Raw genomic sequence first — 23,536 nt, forward strand, 5'->3', positions numbered from 1 at the left:
ACATCAATTGGCAGGGCCGGCCCGGTGCCGTGGACTTCCCCCATGACCTCCCCGAGCCCTCCCGGCCCGCCGAGCCCCCCGAGCCGTCCGAACCCCCGGGCTCTCCCGGCGTCCCGGCCGGCCGCCGACGGCGCCGGTCCGAGCCGCCGTCTGGTCCTGCTGCTGGCCGTCACCTGCGCGGTGGCGGTGGGCAACCTCTACTTCCCCCAGGCCATCGGCCCGCTGATCGCCGAGGGACTGCACGTCCCGGCCGACACGGCCGGCCTGGTCGTGACCGCCACCCAGATCGGCTACACCGCGGGCATGGTCTTCCTCGTCCCCCTCGGCGACCGCTTCCGGCACCGCACGCTCCTGGTCACCGTGCTCGCCCTCACCGGCCTCGCCCTGCTCGGCGCGGGCTGCGCCCCGGGCCTGCCGCCCCTGGCCGCCGCGAGCGCCCTGGTCGGACTGACCACGGTGGCCGCGCAGATCATCGGCCCGATGGCGGCCGGCCTGGCATCGCCCCGCCACCGTGGCCAGGTGCTCGGCACCCTCCTCAGCGGCTCGACCGCGGGCATGCTGCTGGCCCGCACGTTCAGCGGCGTGCTGGGCGAGTGGTTGGGCTGGCGGGCCCCCTACCTCGCCGCCTCGGTCGTGGCCCTGGTCCTCGCGGCCGTCATGGCGTACGCCGTACCGGCCACCACCCCGACGCCGTCCGCCACCCGCCGTCCGTACGCCGACTTCCTCGCCCAACCGCTGCGGCTGCTGCGCGCCGAACCGGAGCTGCGCCGCTCCTGCTGGTACCAGGCAGCCGTCTTCGGCGGCTTCTCGGCCGCCTGGACCAGCGTCGCCCTGCTCCTCACCGGCCCGGAGTACGGCCTGGGCGCCGAGGCCGTCGGCCTGCTCGCCCTGGTCGGCGGCGTCACCCTCCTGTGCACCCCGTACGCCGGCCGGCTGGTCGACCGCCACGGTCCCGGCCCGGTGAACCTGGTCTGCCTGCTCGGCGTCCTGCTCGCGGCCGCGGTCCTCGCCGGGGGTGCCCTGGGAGGCCCGGCCGGCCTGGCCGCACTGACCGCGGGCACCCTGCTCCTGGACGTCTCCATGCAGTCCGGCATGGTCGCCAACCAGACCCGCGTCTACGCCCTCCGCCCGGACGCCCGCAGCAGGCTCAACACCGCCTACATGACCTGCGCCTACCTCGGCGGTACCGCCGGCTCCTGGCTCGGCGTCCGCGCCCACACCGCCTACGGATGGCCGGCGGTCTGCGCCCTGATCGCCCTCCTGGCCGCCACGGCCCTGGCCCGCCACCTGATCCCCCGCCGCCGGCCCATCCCCCGGGGGTAGGGGCCCTTCCTCAGTGCCGGTTCGCGGTCCGGTCGCCGTCGGCGAGGAGCAGGGTGCCGAGGGCGGTGCGGCGGTGCAGGACGGCTTTGCCGGAGCGGGCGGTCGAGACGAGTCCGGCGTCGCGGAGGGCCGACGTGTGGGCGGAGACCGTGGCGGCACTGATGCCGAGCCGGCGGGCGAGGCCGGTCGTGGTGTGGTCCTCGTCGAGCAGGCACAGGAGTTCGGCGCGGGTGTGCCCGATCACCCTGGCCAGTGCCCCCGCGCCGACCGAGCCGTCGGGCTGGGGAGGGATGCCCGGACCCGCCGCGTACGTGACCGCGACCGCGCGCCCCGGGAGGTCGGACAACAGCGGATCGCCGGACCAGTGGAAGCTCGGCAGCAGGAGCAGCCCGCGCCCGCCGAGGTGTACCTCCCGCGGCCCGCCCGGCAGTTCCCAGACCGAGCCGCGCAGCCGGGCACCGGGCAGCAGCCCGGCCAGCAGCGCGCCCGCACCCCCTTCGGCCAGCTGAACGGCCCGGCGCAGGAACTCGGCGCGGTGCAGGTCCTGCACCTGCCCCCAGACCGGACCGAGCAGGGCATCGAACGCCGACCGCTGGGCGCGGTGGAGCAGTTGCCGGGGGCCCGCCCCACCTCGGCGCAGGTCATGGACCCACGCCGGTGCGGGTGTCCGCTCGGGTGCGTAGACGCGCTCCAGCTCGGCGCGGAGCACGTCCACGGGGACCGAGCGCAGCTGCTCCAGCGCCTCCGGGAGGGCGTCGGCGAACACGTCCAGGAAGACCGGTGCCCGACCGCCCGGCACGAGGTCCGCGAGCGGGTGGACCGCCTTGGGCAGGGCCCGCAGCACCCGGCGCCGCCAGACACCGTGGAGCAGTTCGCCGTCCCGGCGGCACATCATCGACAACGCCGCGTTGAGTTCCTGCAGGGGCACCGGCCTGGGGGCGAGGGTGATCCGGGCGAAGTCGTCCGGCGTGAAGTGGATCCGCGGCACCTCTGCCTGCTCCTCCTCCGGCGTGGCACCTGGCGGTGTCCACGGCGCCATCCTTGAGTCCTCAACCTAAACGATCGTGCGGGCCGGGAACGCGGCACAGCATGGGGCGCATGACAGACCACCACCTCTCCCTCCCCGTCAGCCGACGCGGCGTCACCGGGTGGGCCCTGCTGGGCTCCGCCGCCTTGTTGCTCGGATCGGGCGGTCGCGCCCGGGCTGCCGGGCGTGCCGCCCCTGCCTCGCCGCTCGCCACGGGCGATGTCGTCCTCACCCTGCCCGCGCCGACCGGGCCCCATCGTGTGGGGTGCCGGCCGGTCCACCTCGTCGACGGCTCGCGTCCGGACCCGTGGGCACCCGGAATCCCGGTGCGGGAACTGATGCTGACGGTCTTCCACCCGGCCCGGCCGCAGGCCGGTGCCGACCCGGCCCCGACCGCCCCGCAGCTGCCGCCGCAGGCCGCGTACCGGTTCGGACAGATCGTCCCGCACACCCCGCTGGGGCTCCCCGGGGCGGGCGTGGACTGGGGGGCCACCCTCTCCCACTCGGTGCCGGGCGCGCCGGCCCTGCCCGGCCGGAGGCCGGTGCTGCTGTACAGCCCCGGTGGCGGTGACCCGCGCGGCACGGGCACCTCCCTGGCCGAGGAACTCGCCAGTCACGGCGCCGTGGTCATCACGGTCGACCACCCGGGGGACGCCATCGCGGTGGAGTTCCCCGGCACCACGCCGTTCCGTCAGGACCCGGTCCGGGAAACGGTCCTCCGCGGCGATCCGAGGGACCGGCCCGCCCTCTACCGCACCCTCCGCGCCACCCGGATCGCCGACCTGCACTTCGTCCTCGGCCGGCTCCGGCAGCCAGACGGTCTGCAGCTGCCCCGCGCGCTCACCGACACCTTCGACCTCCGGCGCATCGGGGTCTACGGCCACTCGGCCGGAGGGAGCACCGTCAGCCAGGTGCTCCACGAGGATCCCCGGATCCGGGCGGGGATCAACCTGGAGGGGCACCTCGACCATCCGCCCACCGCGCCGGGCGGAGCCCCCGAGCCGTTCCCGGTCACGGCGGAGGGAGTGGACCGCCCGCTGCTCCTGCTGGGCACCGAAGGTTTCGCCCGCCGGCACGAACTGGAGCGGTCCTGGTCGCTCCTGGCAGCCCGCTCCGGGAGGTGGGTCCGCCGGGCGAGCCTCGCCGACGCGAACCACTGGACCCTCACCGACCATGCCGCGATGGTGCCGCAGCTCCAGGCGGCCGGGCTGATGTCGGCGACGGCGCGGGACGGACTGGTCGGTACCGTCGCCCCGGCCGTCTCGGTGCCGGAGGTCCGCCGTGCGGTGCGCGGGTTCTTCGCCCGGCACCTGGGCGTCCGCTGATCCCGGGCGGGACGGCAGAGGCCGACTCCGGCCGACTCCGGCCGGTTCAGGCCGGGTCGGCGCAGATGACCCAGGCCTGCAGGTCACCGGCCGTCTGCCCGGTGTTCTGGGCCGAGACGACCCAGCCCGTGGGCGGCTGCACGGCGGGCATCCGGCTGTCGTAGATCTGCCACGTGGTCCGGAGGTCCAGGGAGATGCCACCCCCCGTGGCGACCTTCCCCTCCGGGCACTCGGCGAACGCGGAGTCGAACTCCGTCGGCTCGATGGACACGGCGGGCGAGGTCCTGAACTCCACCCCGGTCAGTCCACCGCCCGACCCGGAGGAACCCGTCGCACCGGTCGCACCGGTCGCACCGGCGGGTCCTGTCGCGCCGGTCGGTCCGGCGGGGCCACTGGCCCCGGTGGCCCCGGTGGCGCCGTCCGACCCGGTGAGTCCGGTCGCCCCGGTGGGTCCCGCCGCACCGGTCGGTCCGGTCGAGCCACTCGCCCCGGCGGCACCCGTCGCCCCCGTGGCACCGGAAGCCCCCGAAGTCCCGGGGGCCCCGTCCGCACCAGCGGGTCCCTCGGGCCCGGTCGGGCCGGTGGGCCCGGCAGCCCCGGCAGGACCCGTCGCTCCGGGGGATCCCGTGGAGCCGGCCGGCCCCGGAGGTCCCGGCGGGCCCTCCGGGGCCGGCGGGCCCCGTGGGTCCAGCCACACCGCCCGGGCAGCCTCCGTCACCGCCCGCCGAGGGCTTCGTACCGGATGCGCCCGCAGCGCGGGTCGTGCCGGACGGGCCCGTCGTACCGGACGCGTCGGGCGCCTCTGGCTCCTTGAGAGCCTTCCCGTAAGATCAGCGGATTGGCGTACGAATGTCCTGTGGTCGTCGCGGCGCCGGGCCGGCGCGGGTCAGCGCCGGTCAGTCGGGGCAGAGGATGAACTCGGCGCCGGCGTACCGGCGCGGCTCGTCGCCCAGCTCCGTGATCGCCGCGCGGATCGCGTGCAGATGGCCGGTGGTCAGCTCCAGCGGTGGCTCGTCGGGCTGGTACGTCGTCCGGACGGGGTAGTCCACGCCCGGCTCGCGGGTCATCTCGATGTGGCAGCCGAGCACATGGGTGACGCGCCGGCGTGCCGAGAACTCGATCAGGCGGTCGATGGTGCGGGCGAACGCCGCCCAGTCCTGGATGTAGAGCCGGCCCGGGTAGACCGTGTCGCCGGTCAGCAGGAATCCGGTCCACGGGTCGTGGAAGGTCACGGCGGTCTCGTGGTGGCCCGGCGTGGCCAGGCATTCCAGGACCCGCCCGCCCAGGTCGACCCGCGCCACGGCGTCCGGATCCCCGCCGAAGCCGAAGTACTCCCAGGCCGTGGCCAGTCCGGCGCCGACGACCGTCGTGGCGGGCCGGTCGGTGAACTGCGCGTCGCCCGCGACGTGGTCGCCGTGCGCATGGGTGTGCAGCACCAGCAGCCCGTACCCGTCCCGGGGGTGTCGGCTGAGCCAGTCCTCGACCAGGCCGTCGACCACCCGGCGCAACGGGAAGAACTCGGCGGACTCGGTGGCGCCGGTGTCGATCAGTACCGCCCGCTCGTTCCCGAACAGCAGGAACAGGAACGGCCCCTCGTAGTTGACCGCCATGTTCTGCCGCAGGACGTACGTGTGCTCGTCGTACGCGTAGACCTGGATGTCCGGATCGGTGTTGTGCTTCGCCGACGGTGAGCCGTGGATCCACCGGACGTCCAGCCCGCGGGACTGGGGTGGGGCGGAGAAGTCGATCGGGGACGCGCCGGTGCCGTTCTCCGCCATCAGTTCCCCGATCCCGAGCCGGCCGCGTTGCGCCACACGGTCACGTCCAGCGTCATGTACGTGCTGGGCGAGTCCTGGGAGGACAGGCCCTGGACGGTGACCAGGGCCAGGTGCCCCGATCCCGTGGTGACGCAGAGCTGCCGCCCCTTGGACAGCTTGTTGACGTAGACGTTCTGGGTGAAGCGGGTGTCCGCACGGCAGGCGGCGAGCGATCCCTGCTGCCCAGGATCGAGCAGCACCAGGCTCCCGCCCTGGCTCTCCGAGTCGAGATAGCCGCCGGTGTCGTAGGAGAGCTCGTACCCGCCGTCCTCGCCCGACTGCGGCCGCACCTGGTCGTCGCCGAGTGTCAGGTGGTAGCCGGCGGTGAGGTTGACGCCCTTGAACTCGGCCGGCTTCGGATCGGCCTTCGCGCCCGAGCCGGTCGACTTGCCCCCGCCGCCCTGCTGACCGCCCTGTGACGGGCTGCCTCCCTGAGTGGCGCCACCGCCCTGGGTCTGCCGGTCCTGGTCCTTCTCCTTGAGCAGCGAGTAGACCGCGGCCCCGCCGGCGACGCCCAGCACCACGGCGGCGACGAGGGCGATGAGCAGGCCCCGCCTGCCGGAGCGCTGCGGCGGCAGGTTCGCGGGCGGCATGGTGTGGCCCGGATACCCCTGGGAGACCGGATACCCCTGGGGGACCGGATACCCCTGGGGGACCGGATGCCCCTGTGCCTGGAAGCCGGGGTACGTCGGCCCCGACGCGGGGAACGGGGCCGGAGCGGGGCCCGAGCCCGGGGGCGGGGTCGGTGCCGAGAACCGGGTGGGCGCCTGCGCGACGCCGTGCGCCGGAGGAGGCGCCTGCGGCGGTGCCTGTGCGGGTGCCTGCGCCACGGGCCTGGCGGCCTGGGTCGGAGCGCCGGCCGCCGGACCGTACTGCGGGTGTGGCGGCGCGGAGGGGTTCACCGTGGTGGGGCCGTGGGCCGGCGGCGGGGTGGCCGGGGCCGTCGGCGCACAGACGGCGGGCGGGCCGGCCGGAGGGGCGGAAGGCGCGGTCGGGGCGGCCGTCGGCGGCGGCGGGACCTGCGCCGGAGCCGGGGCCGCCGCACGTCCGCCGATGTCGGCGGCGACCGCGGCCGGCAGCCAGTCCTCGGCCCGGCGCAGCACCGTCCCCTCGTTCGCGGACTGGCACAGGCCGATGATCTCGGCGATGGAGGGCCGGTCCGCGGGCTCCTTGGCCAGACAGCGGGTGACCAGTTCCCTCAGCCGCTCCGGCACCCCTGCGAGGTCGGGCTCCTCGTGGACGATCCGGTACAGGACCCCGTGCGAGGTCCCCTCGCCGAAGGCCGGCGAACCGGCCGCGGCATAGGCCGCGACCTGGCCGAGCGCGAACACGTCGGTGGCCGGTGTCACCCTGCGCGCCGCGGCCTGCTCGGGCGCCATGAAGGACGGCGTTCCGATGGTCACGCCACTGCCGGTCAGCGAGGTCGCGTCGGCGGCGTGGGCGATGCCGAAGTCGATGACCCGCGGCCCGTCCGAGGCGAGCAGCACGTTGGACGGTTTGAGGTCGCGGTGCACGATGCCGGCGCCGTGGATGACCTGCAGCGCCTCGGCCATGCCCGCGACCAGCAGCAGCACCGCGTCGACCGGCAGGGGACCGTGCGCGACGACGGCGTCCGCGAGCGAGGGCCCCGGCACGTACGCGGTGGCCAGCCACGGCTGCGCGCCGTCGGTGTCCGCGTCGATGACCGGTGCGGTGAACAGCCCCTGCACGCGCTGCGCGGACTGCACCTCCTGGGCGAACCGGCGGCGGAACTCGGCGTCCTCCGCGAACTCGGGGCGGATCACCTTGATGGCCACGGGCCGCCCGCCCGGCGTGTACGAGAGGTACACCTTGCCCATGCCGCCCGCACCGAGCCGCGCGGCCAGCCGGTAGCCGGCGATGGTCGTCGGGTCCTCCGCGGCGAGGGGCCGGAAGACCTGGAGGGGACCGCTCCGGTCCCCCTGCTGATCGCTCGTCACCATCGCCGCTCCCCGTGCTGCCCGCCGACTTCCGCCGAGTTCGAACGGCACCCTACCCAAGAACGGCCGAACGGCGCCCGGGCCCTCGCCCGGCACCCCGCCCGGCCCCCGTTCGGGCGGCGGCGGCCCGGATCGCATGAAGCGCATGGGCCGTATGGCCCGCTCTCCGCGCGCCCGCACCGGGTGACGGTCCACAGTGGCGAACTGTGAAGAGGACCCCTGCGCGCGAAGAGGGACGTATGCACCAGGCCAGGCAGTACGAGCGGTACGTCGGGGGCAGCCCGGAGGCGGAGCGGCGGGCGTTCCGGCCGCTGGTCGACGACCTCCTGCGGGTGCAGCTCAAGCTGATGAAGCGCAGCAGCGCCGCATCCGTCGAACGGACGTTCCACGCCAAGGGGGTCCTCGGCGTCAACAACGCCAGGCTGCGGTTCCACGATGACCTTCCCGAGCCCCTGCGCGGCGGGTTCGCCAGACCCGGGGCCGAATACCCGGTGACCGTCCGGCTGTCCAACGCGAGCGGTGTCCGCCGGCCCGACTTCGTGCCCGATCTGCGCGGGGCCGCGCTGCGCGTCCACACCGGCCCCGGCGAGGTCCATGACCTGCTGATGACGAGCTTCCCGGTGTCCCACGCCCGTTCGGCACGCGAGTTCGTCGCGTTCGCCAAGGTCATGGCCGGCGCCGATTCGCGGATCCGCCAGGGCGCCGCCCTGTTCCTCGAACTGCCCCTCGCGGTCGGCTGGTCCACGGCGGCCCGGATGCGCCGCAACGTGCTGGCGGGCACCCGCCGCCCCGTCAGCAGCCTGGCCCTGGAGACCTACTGGAGCCGCGGCGCCATCCTGTGGGGCGACGCCGGGCCCGTACGCTACCGGCTGCGGCCCGCCTCCGGCACCGACGGGGCCGCCGCGCCGGCCCTGGTTCCCGCCCCGGACCCGTCCGGCACCGACCCCGACCACCTCGAACGCGAACTCGCCCGCCGGCTGCGCGACTCCGACGTGCGGTTCGAACTCTGCGTGCAGCGCTACGTCGACGGCCGGCGCACCCCCATCGAGGACGGCGCCGCCGAGTGGAAGGACCAGGACGCGCCCGTCATCCCGGTGGCCACCCTGACCATCCCGCGCCAGGACCTCCGCAGCGCCGAAGCCCGCGCCGTGGCCGCCCGGGTGGACCGGACGGAGTTCAACCCGTGGCACACCACGGACGGGTTCCGCCCCCTCGGCAACCTCAACCGGGTCCGCAAACTCGCCTACGAGGCGAGCAGCGCCCACCGCCAGGGCCACCGCTTCGTGACCGTCCCGCCCCGGCGCAACACCCTGCTCGGGGTCCCGCTGCGGGCCGGGTTCCGCGTGGTGAACCGTGTCGTGCCCTGGCACCGGCTGCCCACCCAGCCCGGCCTGCTCAACCTCATGGCCTTCCGGCAGGAGCTGCGCAGCGACAACCTCATCGACACCGACGTGCACGAAGCCCCGCCCACGGCCCGGCCGGCCCCGCCGCCGCCCGTCGACGAGGAACTGCGGGTCCGCCGCAGCTACGACGGCTCGTACAACGACCTGTCGGCCCCGAGGATGGGCGCGGTCGGCGCCGTCTTCGGCCGCAACCTCAGGCCCGTACACCGGCCCGACCTGCACGACACGCCCAACCCGGTGACCGTCAGCCGGGAACTGCTGCACCGCGACGCGTTCATCCCGGCGCGTTCCCTGAACGTCCTCGCGGCCGCATGGATCCAGTTCCAGGTGCACGACTGGGTCAACCACCGCCGCTACCCGGCCGGAGGCCGGACCGTGGAGGTGCCGCTGCCGCCCGGTGTCAGCTGGCGCAACACGCCGGGCGGGCCGCTGGAGAAGACCATGCGGTTCGCCGACAACGAGGAGGTCCGGCTGCCCGGAGGCGCCCCGCAAGCGCTGCTCTTCGAGAGCGCCGTCTCCCACTGGTGGGACGGATCGGAGGTCTACGGCGGCGACGAAACCGCCGCGAGGTCCCTGCGTGTGCCGGGAGGCGGAGCCGACCTCCGCCTGGAGGACGGCCACCTGCCGTACGCCAACGGCGCGAACGGAGCCGGTGCCGCCGCCGGCGCGAACGGCCTGCCCCTGACCGGGTTCAACGAGAGCTGGTGGCTCGGACTGAGCGCCATGCACACCCTCTTCGCCCGCGAGCACAACGCGGTGTGCGCGGCGCTGCGCGCCGCATACCCCGCCATGGACGAGGACCGCGTCTACCACACCGCACGGCTGGTCGTCTCCGCGCTGATCGCCAAGATCCACACCGTCGAGTGGACCCCCGCCATCCTCGCCACCGAGACGATCGACATCGCCCTGAAGACCAACTGGCAGGGGCCGCCGCGGACCTGGCTCAGCCGACTGGGCCTGTGGCTGTTCGAGGAGCACGGCCTGGAGGGGATCCCCGGCACCCTCCCCGACCACCACGGGGTCCCGTACTCCCTCACCGAGGACTTCGTCACCGTCTACCGGATGCACCCGCTCATCCCCGACGAGTACGAGCTCCTCGACCACCGCTTCGGCCGCCGCCTCGACACCGTGACCTTCAACGACCTACAGGGCCCGGCCGCGGAGCCGCTCATCCGCAAGACAGGTCTGGTCAACACCCTGTACTCGCTGGGCATCGCCAACCCGGGAGCGATCACCCTGCACAACTTCCCTCGCGCCCTGCAGGAGTTCGAGCGCGACGGCGAGGTCATCGACCTCTCCGTGGTCGACCTCGTACGCACCCGGCGGCGCGGCGTCCCGCGCTACAACGACTTCCGGGCGGGACTGCACAAACCGCGGATCCGGCGCTTCGAGGACCTCTCCACCGACCCGGAGACCCTGGCCCGGCTGAAGGGCGTGTACGGATCGGTCGACGAGATCGACACCATGGTGGGGCTGTTCGCCGAGAACCCGCCCGAGGGCTTCGGCTTCAGCGACACGGCCTTCCGCATCTTCATCCTGATGGCGAGCCGGCGGCTGCAGAGCGACCGCTTCCTCACCGTCGACTTCCGGCCCGAGATCTACACGCCGCTCGGCATGGACTGGATCGCACGCAACGGCATGACGAGCGTCATCCTGCGCCACTGCCCCGAACTGGCCGGGGTACTGCCCCGCACCGGCAGCGCCTTCGCGCCCTGGCGCACGGTCCCGCCCGTGGGCAACGGCAACGGGAACGGCAACGGGAAGGGGAAGGGCAACGGCAGCGGAGTGGCCGGCGGAGACGGCGGCGCAAGCGGCAACAGCAGCGGCCACCGCTGAGCCGGAGGAAGTCCGTGTCCGCATCCGCGTCGCCGCCCGGCGGCCCCGACGCCCGCCCCACCGACCCCCGCCACCCCGGCCTGGAGGCACTCCTCTCCCGCCCCCTCTGGGAGACGGTCTTCAAGCGCCGCACCCACCGGGTCAGCCGCGGCGCCTCGGTGCCCGCCGGTTCCATGAGCTACCGCTCCCCGCACCCCCCGCAGCCGCTCGGCGAACTGGAGGAGGCGGTCCTCATCGCCCTCACCGGCAGCTCCGGGCTCACCATGCCCGACCGGCCCTTCGAGGACCCGCGGGACGGCAAGCCCATCATGGCCAAGCCCAACCTGACCATGACGGGACGTACGGCGGGCAGCCCCGACAACGCCCAGGCCACCCACTTCTTCATGATCAACGACAGCGGCACCTACTACCTCAGGAAGCTGCCGCCCACCCCGGTACCCGCCTTCGACCCCGACACGCTCCTCGACCGGGCCCGGCGGTCGAAGGTGCGCGTGCTGGACCACCGCCTCGACGTCGCCGAGGGCCTGCGCGACTTCCCCGCCTACCTCGACTCCAACCGCTTCCTGTCCAACCTCGACGGCACCACGCTCTTCCTGCCCGTCGTCGACCTCTCCCACCAGTACATCAACGCCCTGATGTACCTCCTCACCCAGCCCGAGGGCGCCCGCCCCACCCTCGTCGACGACCGGAACTTCTTCCGCCCCGCCGGGGTCCGCAAATGGATCAGGAACGGATTCCTCAACCCCGACATCAAGCTGCCGCTCGGCGCCCTCGGCCCCATGCGCACCCAGATCGAGGCCGACCTCCTCCTCCAGAACATGATGCTCGTCGCGGACGCCATGGGCCTGGGCGCCTGGATCCACGCCACGATCGGCCCCCAGATCCTGCTGGGCGACCCGAAGTTCACCCGCACCTACGGCCGCATGCTCGGCTTCGACTTCGTCACCCCCCGCTTCCGGCCCGCCGACGTGCTGCGCTGGCACGTCCCGCTGCCCCGGTACGCCCGGCTCCGCTCCCACCCGGTCGGCCTGCGCGTCGACGGCGAACACCTCATCAAGGCCGCCTGCCCGCCCAACCACCCCTCGATGGAGGACGCCGTCGACGAGGTCGTCCGCGCCAAGTTCGGCGAGGGCGGCGTCTACACCGACAGATCCGTCTTCGCCCGCATCTACAAGGACGACTACGCCCAGCGCTACCTCGCCGAGGCCGGCGCCTACGACCAGGACGTCATCGACTGCGCCCGCGACATCTGCGTCTACGTCCACGCCACCCACGGCCGCTTCCCGGCCCACACCGACGCCGTCCACGTGCCCGGAGTCTGGCTCCAGACCCACCACGTCGAAACCGAGTACTACGAGCGCTTCTTCACGGCCGGCCTGACCGACGCCCACCGCCGCCACACCGCACTCTGGGAAGGAGGGGAGACACCGTGAGGGTCTACGAAGCCATCGTCAAGGGGCTGGAAGGCATCGGCGTACGCGCCGCCTTCGGCGGTGCCGGGGAGAACGCGGCCGGTCTGCTGGTCGCCCTGAAGCACTCCAAGCTGATCCGGCCCGTCATCACCCGCCACGAACAGGCCGCCTCCTTCATGGCCTGCGGATACGCCATGTACACGAACCGGCTGGGATTCTGCTTCGCCACGGCCGGCCCCGGCGCGTTCAACCTCTTCTCCGGGCTGGCCGTCGCCCTGTCCGACTCCTATCCCGTCCTCGCCGTCTCCGGCTACGCCTCGCGGGAATGGCGGGGCTGGGGCTCGCTCAACGAGACCTCCGGCCTGGCCGGCACCCCCGACTCACAGGCCATGTTCGCCGCCACCACCAAGAAGTCCTTCCTGCTCACCGACATCGCCGACACCTGCGACGTCCTGGAGGAAGCGGTCAACACCGCCTTCGAGGGCAGGCCCGGCCCCGTCCACATCCACGTGCCCGAGGACCTGACCCACCGGGGCGTCGAACTCACGGACTTCCGGCCGATCCGGCTCGACGTGGCCCCGGTCCTGCCCGACCCCGCCCAGGTGGAGAAGATCGCCTCCGTGCTCGCCGAGGCCATCGAACGGCGGCAGCGGATCGTGCTGCTCGCCGGCTTCGGCGCGGTCCGCAGCGGCGCCGGCCCGGAGATCAAGCGGCTGGTCGAACGCTTCCAGGTACCGCTGCTGACCACCCTCGACGGCAAGGGCATCGTCTCCGAGCGGCACCCCCTCTCCCTGGGCGTGTTCGCCGACAGCGGCCACTCCAGTGCCTGGAAGGCCTTCCGCGAGGCCGACGTCGTCCTGTGCGTCGGCAACTCCCTCAACCAGCACGCCACCTTCGACTACCGCGCGGACCTGTTCGAGAACAAGGTGCTCATCCACGTCAACATCGCCGAACGGGAGTTCCACAAGGCCTACCGGCCCGACCACGCCCTGCTCTCCGACGCGCGCCCGGCCGTGGCCGCCCTCACCGACGCCCTGGCGGAGAAGGTCACCGGCGAGGTGCCGCCGGCCGAGGTCGAGGGCCGCGACTACGAAGCCCGGCACATCACCCACCTCACCGGGAAGATCCATCCCGGCGAACTCGCCCAGACGATCGGCCGGATGCTGCCCCCGCGGGCCGTGCTGCTCGCCGACGCGGGCGCCCACCTGGCCTGGCTCGGCTACTACGCGGAACTGGAGGAGGGGCAGAACTTCCGCAAGGCCGGCTCCTTCGGACCCATGGCCGGCCACGTCAACGGAGCCATCGGGCTGAAGGCGGCCCACCCCGACCGGACCGTGGTGGTCGGCTGCGGTGACGGCTGCTACGCCCTTTCCGGGTTCGAGCTGATGACCGCCGTCGAGAACGACCTCCCCGTCATCTGGGTCATCTTCAACGACGGCGAGTTCAAGCTGATCAAACTCTTCCAGCTGGTCACCTACGGCGAGTCCGCCCTGGTGGACTTCCGGAACCCGGACTACGCCGCGTACGCCCGCGCCTGCGGTGCCGACGGCCACCGGGTCGAGACCCTGGAGGAGTTCGAGGAGGCCTTCCGCGCGGCCCTGGCCTCCGGACGTCCCACGATCATCGACGCCCGGATCACGCGCTGGGCCGTCCCGCACTACAGCCCGTCCCCGGACGGCGTGATCGCCGGGCTGGTCGAGACCATCGAGGACCGTCTCCGCGGCGAGGACTGAAACGGCACTCACCCCAGGGCGGCCAGGACCCGGTCGGGGGTGAGCGGCAGCTCGCGGATCCGCCGGCCCGTCGCATGGTGGAAGGCGTTCCCGACCGCCGCTGCCGTGCCGACGATCCCGATCTCCCCGATGCCCTTGCCGCCCACCGGGTTCAGGTGCTTGTCGTGTTCGTCGAGCCAGTGCACCTCGATGTCGGGCACGTCGGCGTGCGCCGGGACGTGGTACGAGGCCAGGTCGCTCTCCGCGAAGTCGCCGAAGGCGGGGTCCACGCCGCTGTGTTCGGTGAGGGCCATGCCCAGTCCCATCACCATCCCCCCGACCAGCTGCGACCGCGCGGTCAGCGGGTTGAGGATGCGCCCGGCGGCGAAGACGCCCAGCATCCGCCGCACCCGGACCTCACCCGTGACCGTGTCCACCTGCACCTCCGCGAACTGGGCGCCGAAGGCGTGCCGGGCGTACGGGGACCGCTGCCGCGCGGAGGCCGTCGTATCGGCCGTCACGGTCAGCCCGGCCTCCGGCAGCGGACCCTCGTGACGCTCCAGCAGTCCCGCCAGGTCCCTGCAGGCGTGGTGCACGGCCCAGCCCCAGGACGCGGTGCCCGCCGATCCTCCGGCCACCGACCCCGCCGGCAGCCCGCTGTGCCCGATCTCCACCTCCACCCGGTTCCCGGGCGCCCGCAGCGCGTCCGCCGCGATCTGCCAGAGCACGGTGCGCGCCCCCGTCCCGAGGTCGGTGGCATTGACCTGGACCAGGTACGTGCCGTCCGGCCGGACCCACGCCCGGGCCGACGACGGGGCCACCCACACCGGATAGGTGGAGGCCGCCACACCGGTGCCGATCAGCAGCTGGCCCTCCCGCCGGGGCGTGCGCCGCTCCGCCCAGCCGAACCGGGCGGCTCCGTCGCGCAGGCACTCCACCAGGTGGCGGCTGCTGAACGGCCGGTCGCTGTCGGGTTCGACGGCCGGCTCGTTGCGGACGCGCAGCTCCACCGGGTCCAGGCCGAGCGCGTCCGCCAGTTCGTCCATCGCCGATTCGAGGGCGTACATGCCGGGGGTCTCCCCGGGCGCCCGCATCCAGGACGGCGTGGGCACGTCGAGGGCGACCACCCGGTGCGTGGTGAGCAGGTCGGGGGCCGCGTACATGACGCGCGCGGGCACGGCGGCCTGCTCGACGAACTCCCGGATGCGCGAGGTGTGACTCATGGTCTCGTGGGCGACGGCGGTGAGCGCCCCGTCCGTGCGGGCGCCCAGGCGGACCCGGTGCAGGGTGGGGGGCCGGTGGCCGACGACGGCCGCCAGCTGCCGGCGCGGCAGGGCGAGGGTGACGGGGCGGCCGGTGTGGAGGGACGCCATCACCGCCAGTACCACGTGCGGGCGCGGGGTCCCCTTGCAGCCGAACGCGCCCCCGACGTGCTCGGAGACCACGGTGACCCGGTCCTGCGGGAGCCTGAACAGGCCGGCCAGGGTGGCGCGGACCAGCCCGGACCCCTGGCTGGAGTCGTACACGGTGAGGGTGTCCGCGTCCGCGTCCCAGTGCGCCGTCGCGGCGTGCGGCTCCATCGGGTGGTTGTGCAGCGGCGGCACCACGTAGTCGCAGTCCACGCGGATCTCGGCCGCCTCGAACGCGGCGCCCGCGTCTCCCCGTTCGCGGTGCGCCGGATAGCCGCCGTTCGCCTGCTCGGGGGTGTACATCCGGGGATGGTCGGCCGAGAGGACCGTGTCGTGCGGGTCCACGGCGTAGTCCACGCGTACGGCGGCGGCAGCCTCCCGTGCCGCCTCCGGCGTGGCCGCCACGGCGAGCGCCACGTACCAGCCGCGGTGCGGAACCCCGGGGTCCTGCAGGACGCGGAGCGTGGGATCGTCGGAGGGGCCCAGCCGCGGGGCGTTCTCGTGGGTGAGCACGGCGAGGCAGCCGGGCAGCGCGAGCGCCTCCGCGGTGTCGACGGAGCCGACCCGCCCCCGGGCCACCGTCGCGGGCACCGGCCAGGCGTACGCCCGGCCGGGCGGGGCGTGCTCGGCGGCGTAGCGGGCCGCTCCGGTGACCTTGTCCCGGCCCTCACGGCGCGGGGCGGGTGAGCCGACGGCGGCCACCCGGTCGGCGCGGCTCGGCTTCATGGCGGTTCTCCTCATCCGGGGGACGGTGCCCGGGCCGTGCCCGGGAGAAGTGTGTGCGCAGGGGCGGGGGAGGGGAGGCGGCGTCAGGGGCGGGCGCTACGGGCGAGGGAGTTCAGCACGTCGCAGGCGAGGTTCCGGGCGAGCGGCACCTTGAAGGCGTTGTCCCGGAGCGGCTCCGCCCCGGCCAGCTCCGCCTCGACCGCCGCCCGTACGGCCTCCTCGGTCGGCGCGGCACCCGTCAGCCGTTCCTCGGCCGCGGCGGCCCGCCACGGCCGGTGCGCCAGCCCGCCGAACGCGAGCGCGACCTGCCTCACCCGACCCTCGTGGACGTCGAGCACGGCGGCGACGGACGCCAGCGCGAACGCGTACGAGGCACGGTCCCGCGCCTTCCGGTACAGCGAGGGCAGGCCCGCGGGCCCCGGCGGCAGCACCACGGCCGTCACGATCTCGCCGGGTCCCACGACCGTGTCCCGTTCGGGGTGCGCACCCGGAAGCCGGTGGAAGGCGGTCACGGGCACGGTCCGCGCGTCCTCCGGGCCCTGGAGCTCGACGACCGCGTCCAGCGCCGCGAGGGCCACCGCCAAGTCGGAGGGGTGCGTGGCGATGCACTCCGGGGAGTGGCCGAGCACCGCGTGGTCGCGGTGGATCCCGTCACGGGCACCGCAGCCCGAGCCCGGCGACCGCTTGTTGCAGGGCTTGGACACGTCCTGGAAGTAGGGGCACCGGGTCCGCTGCAGCAGGTTCCCGCCCGTGGTGGCGGCGTTCCTCAACTGCCCGGAGGCCCCGGCCAGCACCGCCTGCGCCAGCACCGGGTACCGGTCCCGGACGAGCGGGTGGCCGGCCAGCGCGCTGTTGCGGACACCGGCACCGATCCGCAGCCCGCCTTCCGCGGTCCCGGCCACGGAGTCCAGGGGCAGCCCGGTGAGGTCGACCAGGGTGTCGGGGACCTCCACGCCGAGCTTCATCAGGTCCACGAGGTTCGTCCCGCCGCCGAGGTAGCGGGAACCGGGCCGTCCGCCGTGCGCGGCGATGGCCTCGGCCACGTCCGTGGCCCGCACGTACGCGAAGGGTTTCACGCGCCCACCCCGCGACCGGTGGCGGCGGCGACCTCCCGGACGGCGTCCACGATGCGCGGGTACGCGCCGCACCGGCACAGATTGCCGCTCATCCCCTCGGCGATCGCCTCCCGGCTCAGGTCACCGCCCTCGGCCAGCAGCCCGACGGCGGAGCACAGCTGCCCCGGTGTGCAGTAGCCGCACTGGAAGGCGTCCCGCTCCACGAACGCCGCCTGCAGGGGATGCAGCCTTCCGTCCGGCTCCGCGAGACCCTCCACGGTGGTGACCTCGGCCCCGTCGCAGGCGACCGCGAACAGCAGACAGCTGTTGAGCCGCTGCCCGCCGACCAGCACGGTGCAGGCTCCGCACTGCCCGTGGTCGCACCCCTTCTTCGTCCCGGTCAGCGCCAGGTGCTCACGCAACAGGTCAAGGACCGTGACCCGGTGGTCCACGTCGGCCTCGTACTGCTCCCCATTGACACGGATCCGGACGACGGACCGCGTCACCCCGGTCGGACTCACCACAGCCACCCCTTACACGGATGAACACCAGGAACCTGTCGAATACGTACGAACACCGCATAACCGCTCACCCCGCATTTCACACGCCCCCGCCCGGGTCAACCACGGACGTCCCTTAGGGTGGCCCGCAACGGCCAGCAGAAGCGGGGGAGTCGGTGGAGTCTCTGCAGCCCGGCGATCCGCCGGAGATCGGCGGGTACCGCCTGCTGTCCCGCCTGGGCGCGGGAGGCATGGGTGAGGTGTTCCTCGCGCGCACGCCCTCCGGCCGCCCGCTGGCCCTGAAGACCGTGCACCGGGAGCTGAGCCTGGACCCGGGCTTCGCGGAGCGGTTCGCCCGGGAGATACGCACCAACGACCGGGTCCGCTCCCCGTGGACGGTCTCGGTGGTGGACTTCAGCCCGCCGGGCGCCGCACCGCAGTGGCTGGCCACCGAGTACGTCCCCGCCCCCTCGCTGGGCGACTGGGTACGGGACCACGGCCCGCTGCCGGAAGCGGCCGTACGCTGCCTGGCCCGGGAACTGGCCGCCGCGCTCGTCACCGTACGCGCGGCGGGGGTCGTCCACCGCGACATCAAGCCGGCGAACGTCCTGCTGGGCGCCGAGCGGCCCTTCCTCATCGACTTCGGCATCGCCCGGGCCGTCCTCGACCCGCGCCGCACGCAGACGGGGACCGTCATCGGCACCCCCGGTTACCTGGCGCCCGAGCAGGCGACCGGTGCCGTGGCCGCGGCGCCGGCGGACGTGTTCTCGCTGGCCGCGGTCCTCGTCCACGCGTCCACCGGGCGCGGCCCCTTCCTCGGCCCCGGGGAGGAGCCCGGGCTGCCGGCCCTGCTGTACCGGATCGTCCACGACGAGCCCGTGCTCGACGGCGTGCCGGAATCCCTCCTGCCGCTCGTGCGGGAGTGCCTGGCCAAGGATCCGGAGCTGCGTCCGGCCGCGGAGGACGTACGGGCGGCACTCGGCGGCGAGGACGGGCCGGACTGGAGCGCCGCGGTGCCGCCGGCCCTGCTCGCGGACGCCGAACGGCGCCGGACGCGGCTCCGGCAGATCCTCGAGGCCCCGCAGGCTCCGGCGGCCGTCACCGCAGCCTCGGGGCCTCCGGCGGCTGCGGGCACGGCGTCCGCACCCGGGGCTGCTGCCCCCGGGGCGTCCGCGCCTGTGGTTCCCGCGCTCGGGGTTCCCGTGCCTGCGGGTCCCGTGCCTGCGGGTCCTGTGCCGGCGGGTCCTGTGTCGGCCGGTCCTGTGCCGGCGGCGCCCGTACTCGCCGCCGCGCCCGTGCCCGAAGCCTTCGGGCCGCCGGCCCTCGCGCCCCGCGGCTACGCTCCCCAGGGCGTCGTCACCCCGCCCCTGTACCCGGCTCATGCGGCGGCCGGGCCCGCCGCCGCGGGCCGGGGCCGGAACCGGCTGATCGCCGCGGCCGCCGGTGCCCTCGTGCTGGCCGGCGCCGCCGCGCTGCTGCTCCGGTTCACCGGAGCCGGTGACGGCGATACGGCCCGGCCCCCCGCCACCCCGTCGGCGGCGTCGCCCTCCGCCTCCGCGTCCGCCTCCGCCTCCGCGTCCTCGCTCCCGGCGCCATGGGTCGGTACGTGGTCGGGCGTGGGCCCGGGGACGCCCGACGCGGACGGCGTCTCACGGGCCAGGACCAAGGACTTCGCCGTCACCGTCACCCTGCACGCCGGGGCCGTGGGGGACCTGGTGGGCCGCCAGGTCAGTGACCTCAAGGAGATCTCCACCGGGCGGAACGTGGGCTGCACGGAGGCCCTGGAGCTGCGCCAGATCCGCGGGAACTCGGTGGTCCTCAAGGCGGCGACCAGCCATCCGACCGACCGGGAATCCTCCCTAGTCTGCCCCCAGGGCAACCTCTACGTGGTGACCCTGGCGGCGCCGGACCGTATGACCCTGGAGTCGGAGGGGGCGCAGTCGGCCGGCGCGCCCTCGTCGCTGAACCGCCGGAGCTGACCCGCGCCGCGGCGCCCGGCACCGCAGCGTCCCGTGCCGGACCGTCCCGTGCCGCAGTGCTCCGTGCCGCAGTGCGCCGTGCCGCGGTGACCTGTCGTCAGCGGGCGTCCTCGGCGCGCAGTTCGTCGGCGGCCTCCTGGTAGGCGGCGGCGGCACGGCCGAAGTAGTCGAAGAGGACTTCGAGCTGCTCGGGGGAGTAGCCGCCGAGGATCTCGCCGATCTTCCGGCGGGCGGGCGCCATGACCGCATCGAGGTCGGCAGGTTTGCCGACGGGCTCGACGATGACCTTGCGCCGGTCGTCGGGCGACGGGGCGCGGCGTACGTAGCCCGCCTGCTCCAGGCGGTCGATGAGCCGGGTGGTCGGTCCGGTGGTGAGGCCGGTACGGGTGCCCAGTTCGCCCGGGGTCATGGGACCGGTCAGCAGCAGGATGTTCAGCGCGTACAGGTCGGTGGCGCCGAGATCGCACGCCCTGGCGCTGGCGTGGCCGTGCAGCAGCACGGCGCTGAGGTAGCGGCGGTAGATCCGGCCGGCATCGGGGCGCATGGCAGGCGTTGACACGGGCTTCCCCACTCCCTAATCTCTTCCTCGGCGAAGAGAAATCTCCAAAGAAGAGAAATCTTTGACGAAGAAACTTCTTCGAAGAAGTTATCATGGAGGGGGAGCCCATGAACACCGCCACCACCAGCGAGAACACTCCCGCGGGCACTGCCGCGAAGGTCACCGAAGCCCGGGAAGGGACCGCGGCGACCGCCGGGTCCCGCCCCTCACGCCGCCGCACCGTCACACGCGTCCTGGGCATCGCCACCCTGACCCTCGCGGTCACCGCAGTCGGCGGTTACTTCTGGCTCGATGCCACCTCCGAGGTCAAGGACCTCGGCCAGAGCGATTGCACGGCCGTCATCCCCGTCCTCACCGTCGCCCCCGCAGGTGCCCCGACCGCCGCCGACCACCGCGCCGTCTGCGACACCCTGCACGCCCTCACCGAGGCCTGGGGCCACGGCGACGCCACCGCCTACGGCGAGCGGTTCACCGCCGACGCGACCTACACCACGTACGTCGGCACCCACTACCAGGGCCGCCAGGACATCACCGAGGGGCACCGCGCGCTCTACGACGGCTTCGTCAAGGGCACCATGCTCGCCGACTCCTTCCTGGCCATCCGTTTCCACGGCTCCTTCCTCTGGGACCCGGCGACCAGGCCGGCGGCCGAGAAGTGACAGGACCAGTGGCAATGGCAGCCGTCCCGCAGCACCGGAGCCGTACGGAGGAGCCCACCATGACCGGGACCGCGCCCGAGAGCGCACCCGAGGCCGCACCCGAAGCCGCATCCGGGAACCGCCCGGCCGACACCGCAGCCGTCCGAGCCCTGCTGGAACGCGGCTGTGCGGCCTGGGCGGACGGCGACGGCGCCGCGTACGGCGAACAGTTCACCGCGGACGCCACCGACGTCACCTACGCCGGCACCGTCTACCGCGGCGCCGACGAGATCGGCCGCGCCCACCAGGCCCTGTTCGACGGCCTCCTCAAGAACACCCGGCTGATCGTCGAGATCACCGACCTGCGCTTCCTCGGCCCGGACACCGCGGTGGCCGTCACCCGCGGCGACGTACGCAAGGGCAGGGCGAAAACCCCTGAGGCCGCGGGCCCGCTCGGCAAGCTCGCCACGTACACGCTGGTCCGCGGGACCGACGGCGCATGGCGCATCGCCGCCGTCCAGAAGACGCGGCACAAGCGGCTGATGGAGGAGCTCTCCTTCCGCGTCCAGCCCGCCACACGTCCCGCCGCCCGTCCCGCCCCGAGCTGAGGGGCACCGGGCATGCCCACCCGCGACCGTCCCACCGCCCTGGTCCGGCCCCCGGCCGAGGTGGTCACCACCGCCCTCACCGCACTCCGCCGCCGAACCCGCCCCACGGTCGTCTCGGGCACTGGCAACTGCCTCCTGGCCGCCCTCGCCCGCGCCTGACGCCGCAAATCCAGTGGCACGCGCCCACCGTCATGGACTACCAAAGTCCCTGATGAAGTCTCACCTCACCCTTCACCGGGTCAGCCTGGGCGCGAGTGAGTTCCGCGTGATCCGCCCCCGCCAACCCGCCGCCCCGCCGCCGGTACCGCGACCAGCGGACCCCTGAGGTCGGCGGGCCGGCACCGCACCGCCCGCCCGACCGCCCGGCCGTCAGATCGCCTGAATCACCGGCCGACACCTCCCGTTCCCCCACAGACAAGGCTCCACGTGACATCCGTACGCACCGCCCGCCCCGATGAACTCCCCGCACTGGTCGAGCATCCCGGCGACGCCGAGCGGAACGCCGCGACCCGCGCGTACCTCGCCCAGCTCCTGGAGAGCGGCTGCACCCGCCCCGAGTGGTGTCTGGTCGCCGAGGGACCCGACGGCCGGCCCGTCGGCAGCGCGGTGCTGTGGACGATACCCGGGCACGCGGTCCCGCTCGCCGTCGTCCTCTTCGAGGCCCCCGCGGACTCACCGGGCACCGGGACCGCGCTGCTCGGCGCGGCGGCCGCCAAGGCCGAGGAGCTCGGCGCGGACGAACTGGAGCACGTCGTCGACTCCCCGGCCCAGGCCCCGCAGTTCCAGCGGGACCCCGAGCACCGGTACGAGCTGCTGCGCCAGGCCGGCTTCCGGCCGATCCGCGACGGCCGTCGGTTCGGCATCCGGATCACCACCGAAACCCTCGCGGCGCTCCCCGCGGACGACCCCCGCCTCACCTTCCGTACGCTCGCCGACCTCGGCCCCGCCCCGTTCGTCGCCCTGCTGGAGGAGCTCCTCACCGACACGGCGGACGCCCGCCTCACCGCCGACGTACGACAGCACGGTGCGCGGCGCGCGGCCGAGCTGCTCTTCGAGGAGACGGCCGGGCTGAAGCACGACCCCGAGTGGTGGGAGATCGGCTTCGATGCGGACGGCACCCCGGCGGTGATCAGCCTGCCCGCGGAGAACCCGAGCGTGCCCGTGATCGGTTTCGTCGGCGTCGCCCCCGCCCACCGCGGCAAGGGCTACGCCACCTCCGTCGTCGTACGCGGCACCCGCGTGCTGGCCGCGAACGGAGCCACCGAAATCCGGGGGGACTGCGACGCGGCCAACCCGGCGATGGCCAAGGCCTTCGCCCGGGCGGGCTACGAGAACTTCGCGGCCCGCCTGGAGTTCGTCCGCCCCCTCACCGGTGGTGACAGCGGTCACGGGGCGGGGCAGGCATGACGGCCGAACTGCGGACCGAACGCCTCCTCCTCCGCGCGTGGCGGGAATCCGACCTCGACCCGTGGGCGGCGATGAACGCCGACCCGGAGGTCCGGGCGTACTTCCCCGAGGTGCTCACGCGGGAGCAGAGCGAGGCGTCGGCGGCCCGCTTCCAGGCCGATCTCGACCGGCGGGGCTGGGGATGGTGGGCGCTGGAAGTCAGGGCCACCGGCGAGTTCATCGGCTTCGCGGGCCTCGATCCCGTGGACGACGGCATGCCGTTCACGGGCGTCGAGGCAGGCTGGCGGTTGGCCCGTACGGCCTGGGGGCACGGCCATGCCACCGAGGCCGCCCGGGCCGTACTCGCCCATGGCTTCGAACACCTCGGCCTGCCGGAGATCCTCGCGGTGACCGCGGTGGGCAACCTCCGCTCCCGGGCGGTGATGGAGCGCCTCGGTATGACCCGCGACCCGGCCGAGGACTTCGACGACCCGACCGTGCCCGCAGGCCCCCTGCGCCGGAGCGTGGTCTTCCGCCTCCGGGCCGAGGACCATCGACAGCACCCGTCCGGAGGCGGTGACACGTGTGGACATGACGACCCTTCCTGAGAAGCGGGCGAGCCCGTTCTCCCGCATCAAGGTCCACACCCTCGCCCGAGAGGAGCTGGACGAACTGCCTGACGGCAGCCACGAGGTCGGCGTCATCGAGTGGGTCGACTACCGCAAGACCGGTGATCTCCCGCTCTTCCCGCCCATCGGCTCTGCCCTGGCCGCGCTGCCCGAGCCCCGCGCCACCGTCGGCGACGCCGCCCTGGACGCGGTCACGGACGACAACTACACCTGGGTGTGACCCGAGGGCGGCGC

At 74.0% G+C, this 23,536-nt stretch carries 20 protein-coding genes; 12 read left to right on the plus strand and 8 right to left on the minus strand.

Going from position 1 to position 23,536, the window contains the following annotated elements; all coding sequences use genetic code 11:
* The first annotated feature begins 42 nt into the window (after positions 1 to 42).
* Entirely contained in the window at positions 43 to 1,323 is a 1,281-nt protein-coding gene (locus AC067U_RS17470) for an MFS transporter (RefSeq protein WP_478830558.1), read from the plus strand.
* A gap of 10 nt (positions 1,324 to 1,333) precedes the next feature.
* On the opposite strand, the gene AC067U_RS17475 is transcribed toward AC067U_RS17470, so the two are convergent.
* Complete coding sequence (locus tag AC067U_RS17475) at positions 1,334 to 2,362, minus strand: ArsR/SmtB family transcription factor (RefSeq protein ID WP_478830559.1); 1,029 nt, start codon at positions 2,360 to 2,362, stop codon at positions 1,334 to 1,336.
* A 59-nt stretch (positions 2,363 to 2,421) separates the two neighbouring features.
* Between AC067U_RS17475 and AC067U_RS17480 the strand changes: the two genes are divergently transcribed.
* On the plus strand, positions 2,422 to 3,675 hold the full coding sequence (locus AC067U_RS17480; protein ID WP_478830560.1) for an alpha/beta hydrolase family protein: 1,254 nt from the start codon (positions 2,422 to 2,424) through the stop codon (positions 3,673 to 3,675).
* A 46-nt stretch (positions 3,676 to 3,721) separates the two neighbouring features.
* On the opposite strand, the gene AC067U_RS17485 is transcribed toward AC067U_RS17480, so the two are convergent.
* From AC067U_RS17485 to AC067U_RS17495, 3 genes are all read right to left on the minus strand, one after another.
* The gene (locus tag AC067U_RS17485; RefSeq protein ID WP_478830561.1) at positions 3,722 to 3,970 is read right to left on the minus strand and encodes a hypothetical protein; all 249 of its coding nucleotides are present in this window, start codon (positions 3,968 to 3,970) and stop codon (positions 3,722 to 3,724) included.
* A gap of 601 nt (positions 3,971 to 4,571) precedes the next feature.
* A complete protein-coding gene (locus tag AC067U_RS17490) occupies positions 4,572 to 5,453 on the minus strand; it encodes an MBL fold metallo-hydrolase (RefSeq protein ID WP_478830562.1) in 882 nt (293 codons plus the stop codon).
* The gene (locus AC067U_RS17495; RefSeq protein WP_478830563.1) at positions 5,453 to 7,453 is read right to left on the minus strand and encodes a serine/threonine-protein kinase; all 2,001 of its coding nucleotides are present in this window, start codon (positions 7,451 to 7,453) and stop codon (positions 5,453 to 5,455) included. Before AC067U_RS17495 ends, AC067U_RS17490 begins: the two co-directional genes overlap by 1 nt.
* Before the next feature lie 236 nt (positions 7,454 to 7,689).
* On the opposite strand from AC067U_RS17495, the gene AC067U_RS17500 reads away from it, so the two are divergent.
* From AC067U_RS17500 to AC067U_RS17510, 3 genes are read left to right on the plus strand one after another with little or no spacing between them, the layout of a single operon-like run.
* Positions 7,690 to 10,689 (plus strand): peroxidase family protein, encoded by a 3,000-nt coding sequence (locus AC067U_RS17500; RefSeq protein ID WP_478830564.1) that lies wholly within the window; start codon positions 7,690 to 7,692, stop codon positions 10,687 to 10,689.
* Positions 10,690 to 10,703: 14 nt separating this feature from the next.
* Positions 10,704 to 12,122, plus strand: coding sequence for a hypothetical protein (locus tag AC067U_RS17505; RefSeq protein WP_478830565.1), 1,419 nt, complete (start codon positions 10,704 to 10,706; stop codon positions 12,120 to 12,122).
* The gene (locus tag AC067U_RS17510) at positions 12,119 to 13,834 is read left to right on the plus strand and encodes a thiamine pyrophosphate-binding protein (protein WP_478830566.1); all 1,716 of its coding nucleotides are present in this window, start codon (positions 12,119 to 12,121) and stop codon (positions 13,832 to 13,834) included. The genes AC067U_RS17505 and AC067U_RS17510 overlap by 4 nt, the downstream gene beginning before the upstream one ends.
* A gap of 8 nt (positions 13,835 to 13,842) precedes the next feature.
* On the opposite strand, the gene AC067U_RS17515 is transcribed toward AC067U_RS17510, so the two are convergent.
* From AC067U_RS17515 to AC067U_RS17525, 3 genes are all read right to left on the minus strand, one after another.
* Positions 13,843 to 15,948, minus strand: coding sequence for a xanthine dehydrogenase family protein molybdopterin-binding subunit (locus AC067U_RS17515; RefSeq protein ID WP_478830567.1), 2,106 nt, complete (start codon positions 15,946 to 15,948; stop codon positions 13,843 to 13,845).
* An 83-nt stretch (positions 15,949 to 16,031) separates the two neighbouring features.
* Positions 16,032 to 17,024, minus strand: a complete 993-nt coding sequence (locus AC067U_RS17520) for an FAD binding domain-containing protein (protein ID WP_478830568.1) — start codon at positions 17,022 to 17,024, stop codon at positions 16,032 to 16,034.
* A complete protein-coding gene (locus AC067U_RS17525; protein ID WP_478830569.1) occupies positions 17,021 to 17,533 on the minus strand; it encodes a (2Fe-2S)-binding protein in 513 nt (170 codons plus the stop codon). The genes AC067U_RS17520 and AC067U_RS17525 overlap by 4 nt, the downstream gene beginning before the upstream one ends.
* Before the next feature lie 146 nt (positions 17,534 to 17,679).
* On the opposite strand from AC067U_RS17525, the gene AC067U_RS17530 reads away from it, so the two are divergent.
* Entirely contained in the window at positions 17,680 to 19,482 is a 1,803-nt protein-coding gene (locus AC067U_RS17530) for a serine/threonine-protein kinase (protein WP_478830570.1), read from the plus strand.
* 97 nt (positions 19,483 to 19,579) lie between these two features.
* Here the strand turns inward: AC067U_RS17530 and AC067U_RS17535 are convergent, their stop codons facing one another.
* Positions 19,580 to 20,041, minus strand: a complete 462-nt coding sequence (locus AC067U_RS17535) for a MarR family winged helix-turn-helix transcriptional regulator (RefSeq protein ID WP_478830571.1) — start codon at positions 20,039 to 20,041, stop codon at positions 19,580 to 19,582.
* A 107-nt stretch (positions 20,042 to 20,148) separates the two neighbouring features.
* Here AC067U_RS17535 and AC067U_RS17540 point away from each other — a divergent pair, with 107 nt between their 5' ends.
* The 6 genes from AC067U_RS17540 (at position 20,149) to AC067U_RS17565 (ending at position 23,522) form a co-directional block, all read left to right on the plus strand.
* Positions 20,149 to 20,700 (plus strand): SgcJ/EcaC family oxidoreductase, encoded by a 552-nt coding sequence (locus AC067U_RS17540; RefSeq protein ID WP_478830572.1) that lies wholly within the window; start codon positions 20,149 to 20,151, stop codon positions 20,698 to 20,700.
* Between the two features lie 59 nt (positions 20,701 to 20,759).
* Positions 20,760 to 21,287 carry an SgcJ/EcaC family oxidoreductase gene (locus AC067U_RS17545; protein WP_478830573.1) on the plus strand — a complete coding sequence of 176 codons (528 nt, stop codon included), beginning with the start codon at positions 20,760 to 20,762 and terminating at the stop codon, positions 21,285 to 21,287.
* 12 nt (positions 21,288 to 21,299) lie between these two features.
* Entirely contained in the window at positions 21,300 to 21,446 is a 147-nt protein-coding gene (locus tag AC067U_RS17550) for a hypothetical protein (protein ID WP_478830574.1), read from the plus strand.
* Between the two features lie 267 nt (positions 21,447 to 21,713).
* On the plus strand, positions 21,714 to 22,694 hold the full coding sequence (locus AC067U_RS17555; protein ID WP_478830575.1) for a GNAT family N-acetyltransferase: 981 nt from the start codon (positions 21,714 to 21,716) through the stop codon (positions 22,692 to 22,694).
* Positions 22,691 to 23,281, plus strand: coding sequence for a GNAT family N-acetyltransferase (locus tag AC067U_RS17560; protein ID WP_478830576.1), 591 nt, complete (start codon positions 22,691 to 22,693; stop codon positions 23,279 to 23,281). The genes AC067U_RS17555 and AC067U_RS17560 overlap by 4 nt, the downstream gene beginning before the upstream one ends.
* The gene (locus tag AC067U_RS17565; RefSeq protein WP_478830577.1) at positions 23,265 to 23,522 is read left to right on the plus strand and encodes a hypothetical protein; all 258 of its coding nucleotides are present in this window, start codon (positions 23,265 to 23,267) and stop codon (positions 23,520 to 23,522) included. Before AC067U_RS17560 ends, AC067U_RS17565 begins: the two co-directional genes overlap by 17 nt.
* Positions 23,523 to 23,536: the final 14 nt, after the last annotated feature.

Source organism: Streptomyces sp. NPDC043853 (genome assembly GCF_056436025.1).

Bases quoted from the DNA above. Each gene is read 5' to 3' on its own strand.
- AC067U_RS17470 (WP_478830558.1), top strand. From the start codon at position 43: ATGACCTCCCCGAGCCCTCCCGGCCCGCCGAGCCCCCCGAGCCGTCCG.
- AC067U_RS17475 (WP_478830559.1), bottom strand. From the start codon at position 2,362: ATGGCGCCGTGGACACCGCCAGGTGCCACGCCGGAGGAGGAGCAGGCA.
- AC067U_RS17480 (WP_478830560.1), top strand. From the start codon at position 2,422: ATGACAGACCACCACCTCTCCCTCCCCGTCAGCCGACGCGGCGTCACC.
- AC067U_RS17490 (WP_478830562.1), bottom strand. From the start codon at position 5,453: ATGGCGGAGAACGGCACCGGCGCGTCCCCGATCGACTTCTCCGCCCCA.
- AC067U_RS17495 (WP_478830563.1), bottom strand. From the start codon at position 7,453: ATGGTGACGAGCGATCAGCAGGGGGACCGGAGCGGTCCCCTCCAGGTC.
- AC067U_RS17500 (WP_478830564.1), top strand. From the start codon at position 7,690: ATGCACCAGGCCAGGCAGTACGAGCGGTACGTCGGGGGCAGCCCGGAG.
- AC067U_RS17515 (WP_478830567.1), bottom strand. From the start codon at position 15,948: ATGAAGCCGAGCCGCGCCGACCGGGTGGCCGCCGTCGGCTCACCCGCC.
- AC067U_RS17540 (WP_478830572.1), top strand. From the start codon at position 20,149: ATGAACACCGCCACCACCAGCGAGAACACTCCCGCGGGCACTGCCGCG.
- AC067U_RS17545 (WP_478830573.1), top strand. From the start codon at position 20,760: ATGACCGGGACCGCGCCCGAGAGCGCACCCGAGGCCGCACCCGAAGCC.
- AC067U_RS17550 (WP_478830574.1), top strand. From the start codon at position 21,300: ATGCCCACCCGCGACCGTCCCACCGCCCTGGTCCGGCCCCCGGCCGAG.
- AC067U_RS17560 (WP_478830576.1), top strand. From the start codon at position 22,691: ATGACGGCCGAACTGCGGACCGAACGCCTCCTCCTCCGCGCGTGGCGG.
- AC067U_RS17565 (WP_478830577.1), top strand. From the start codon at position 23,265: ATGACGACCCTTCCTGAGAAGCGGGCGAGCCCGTTCTCCCGCATCAAG.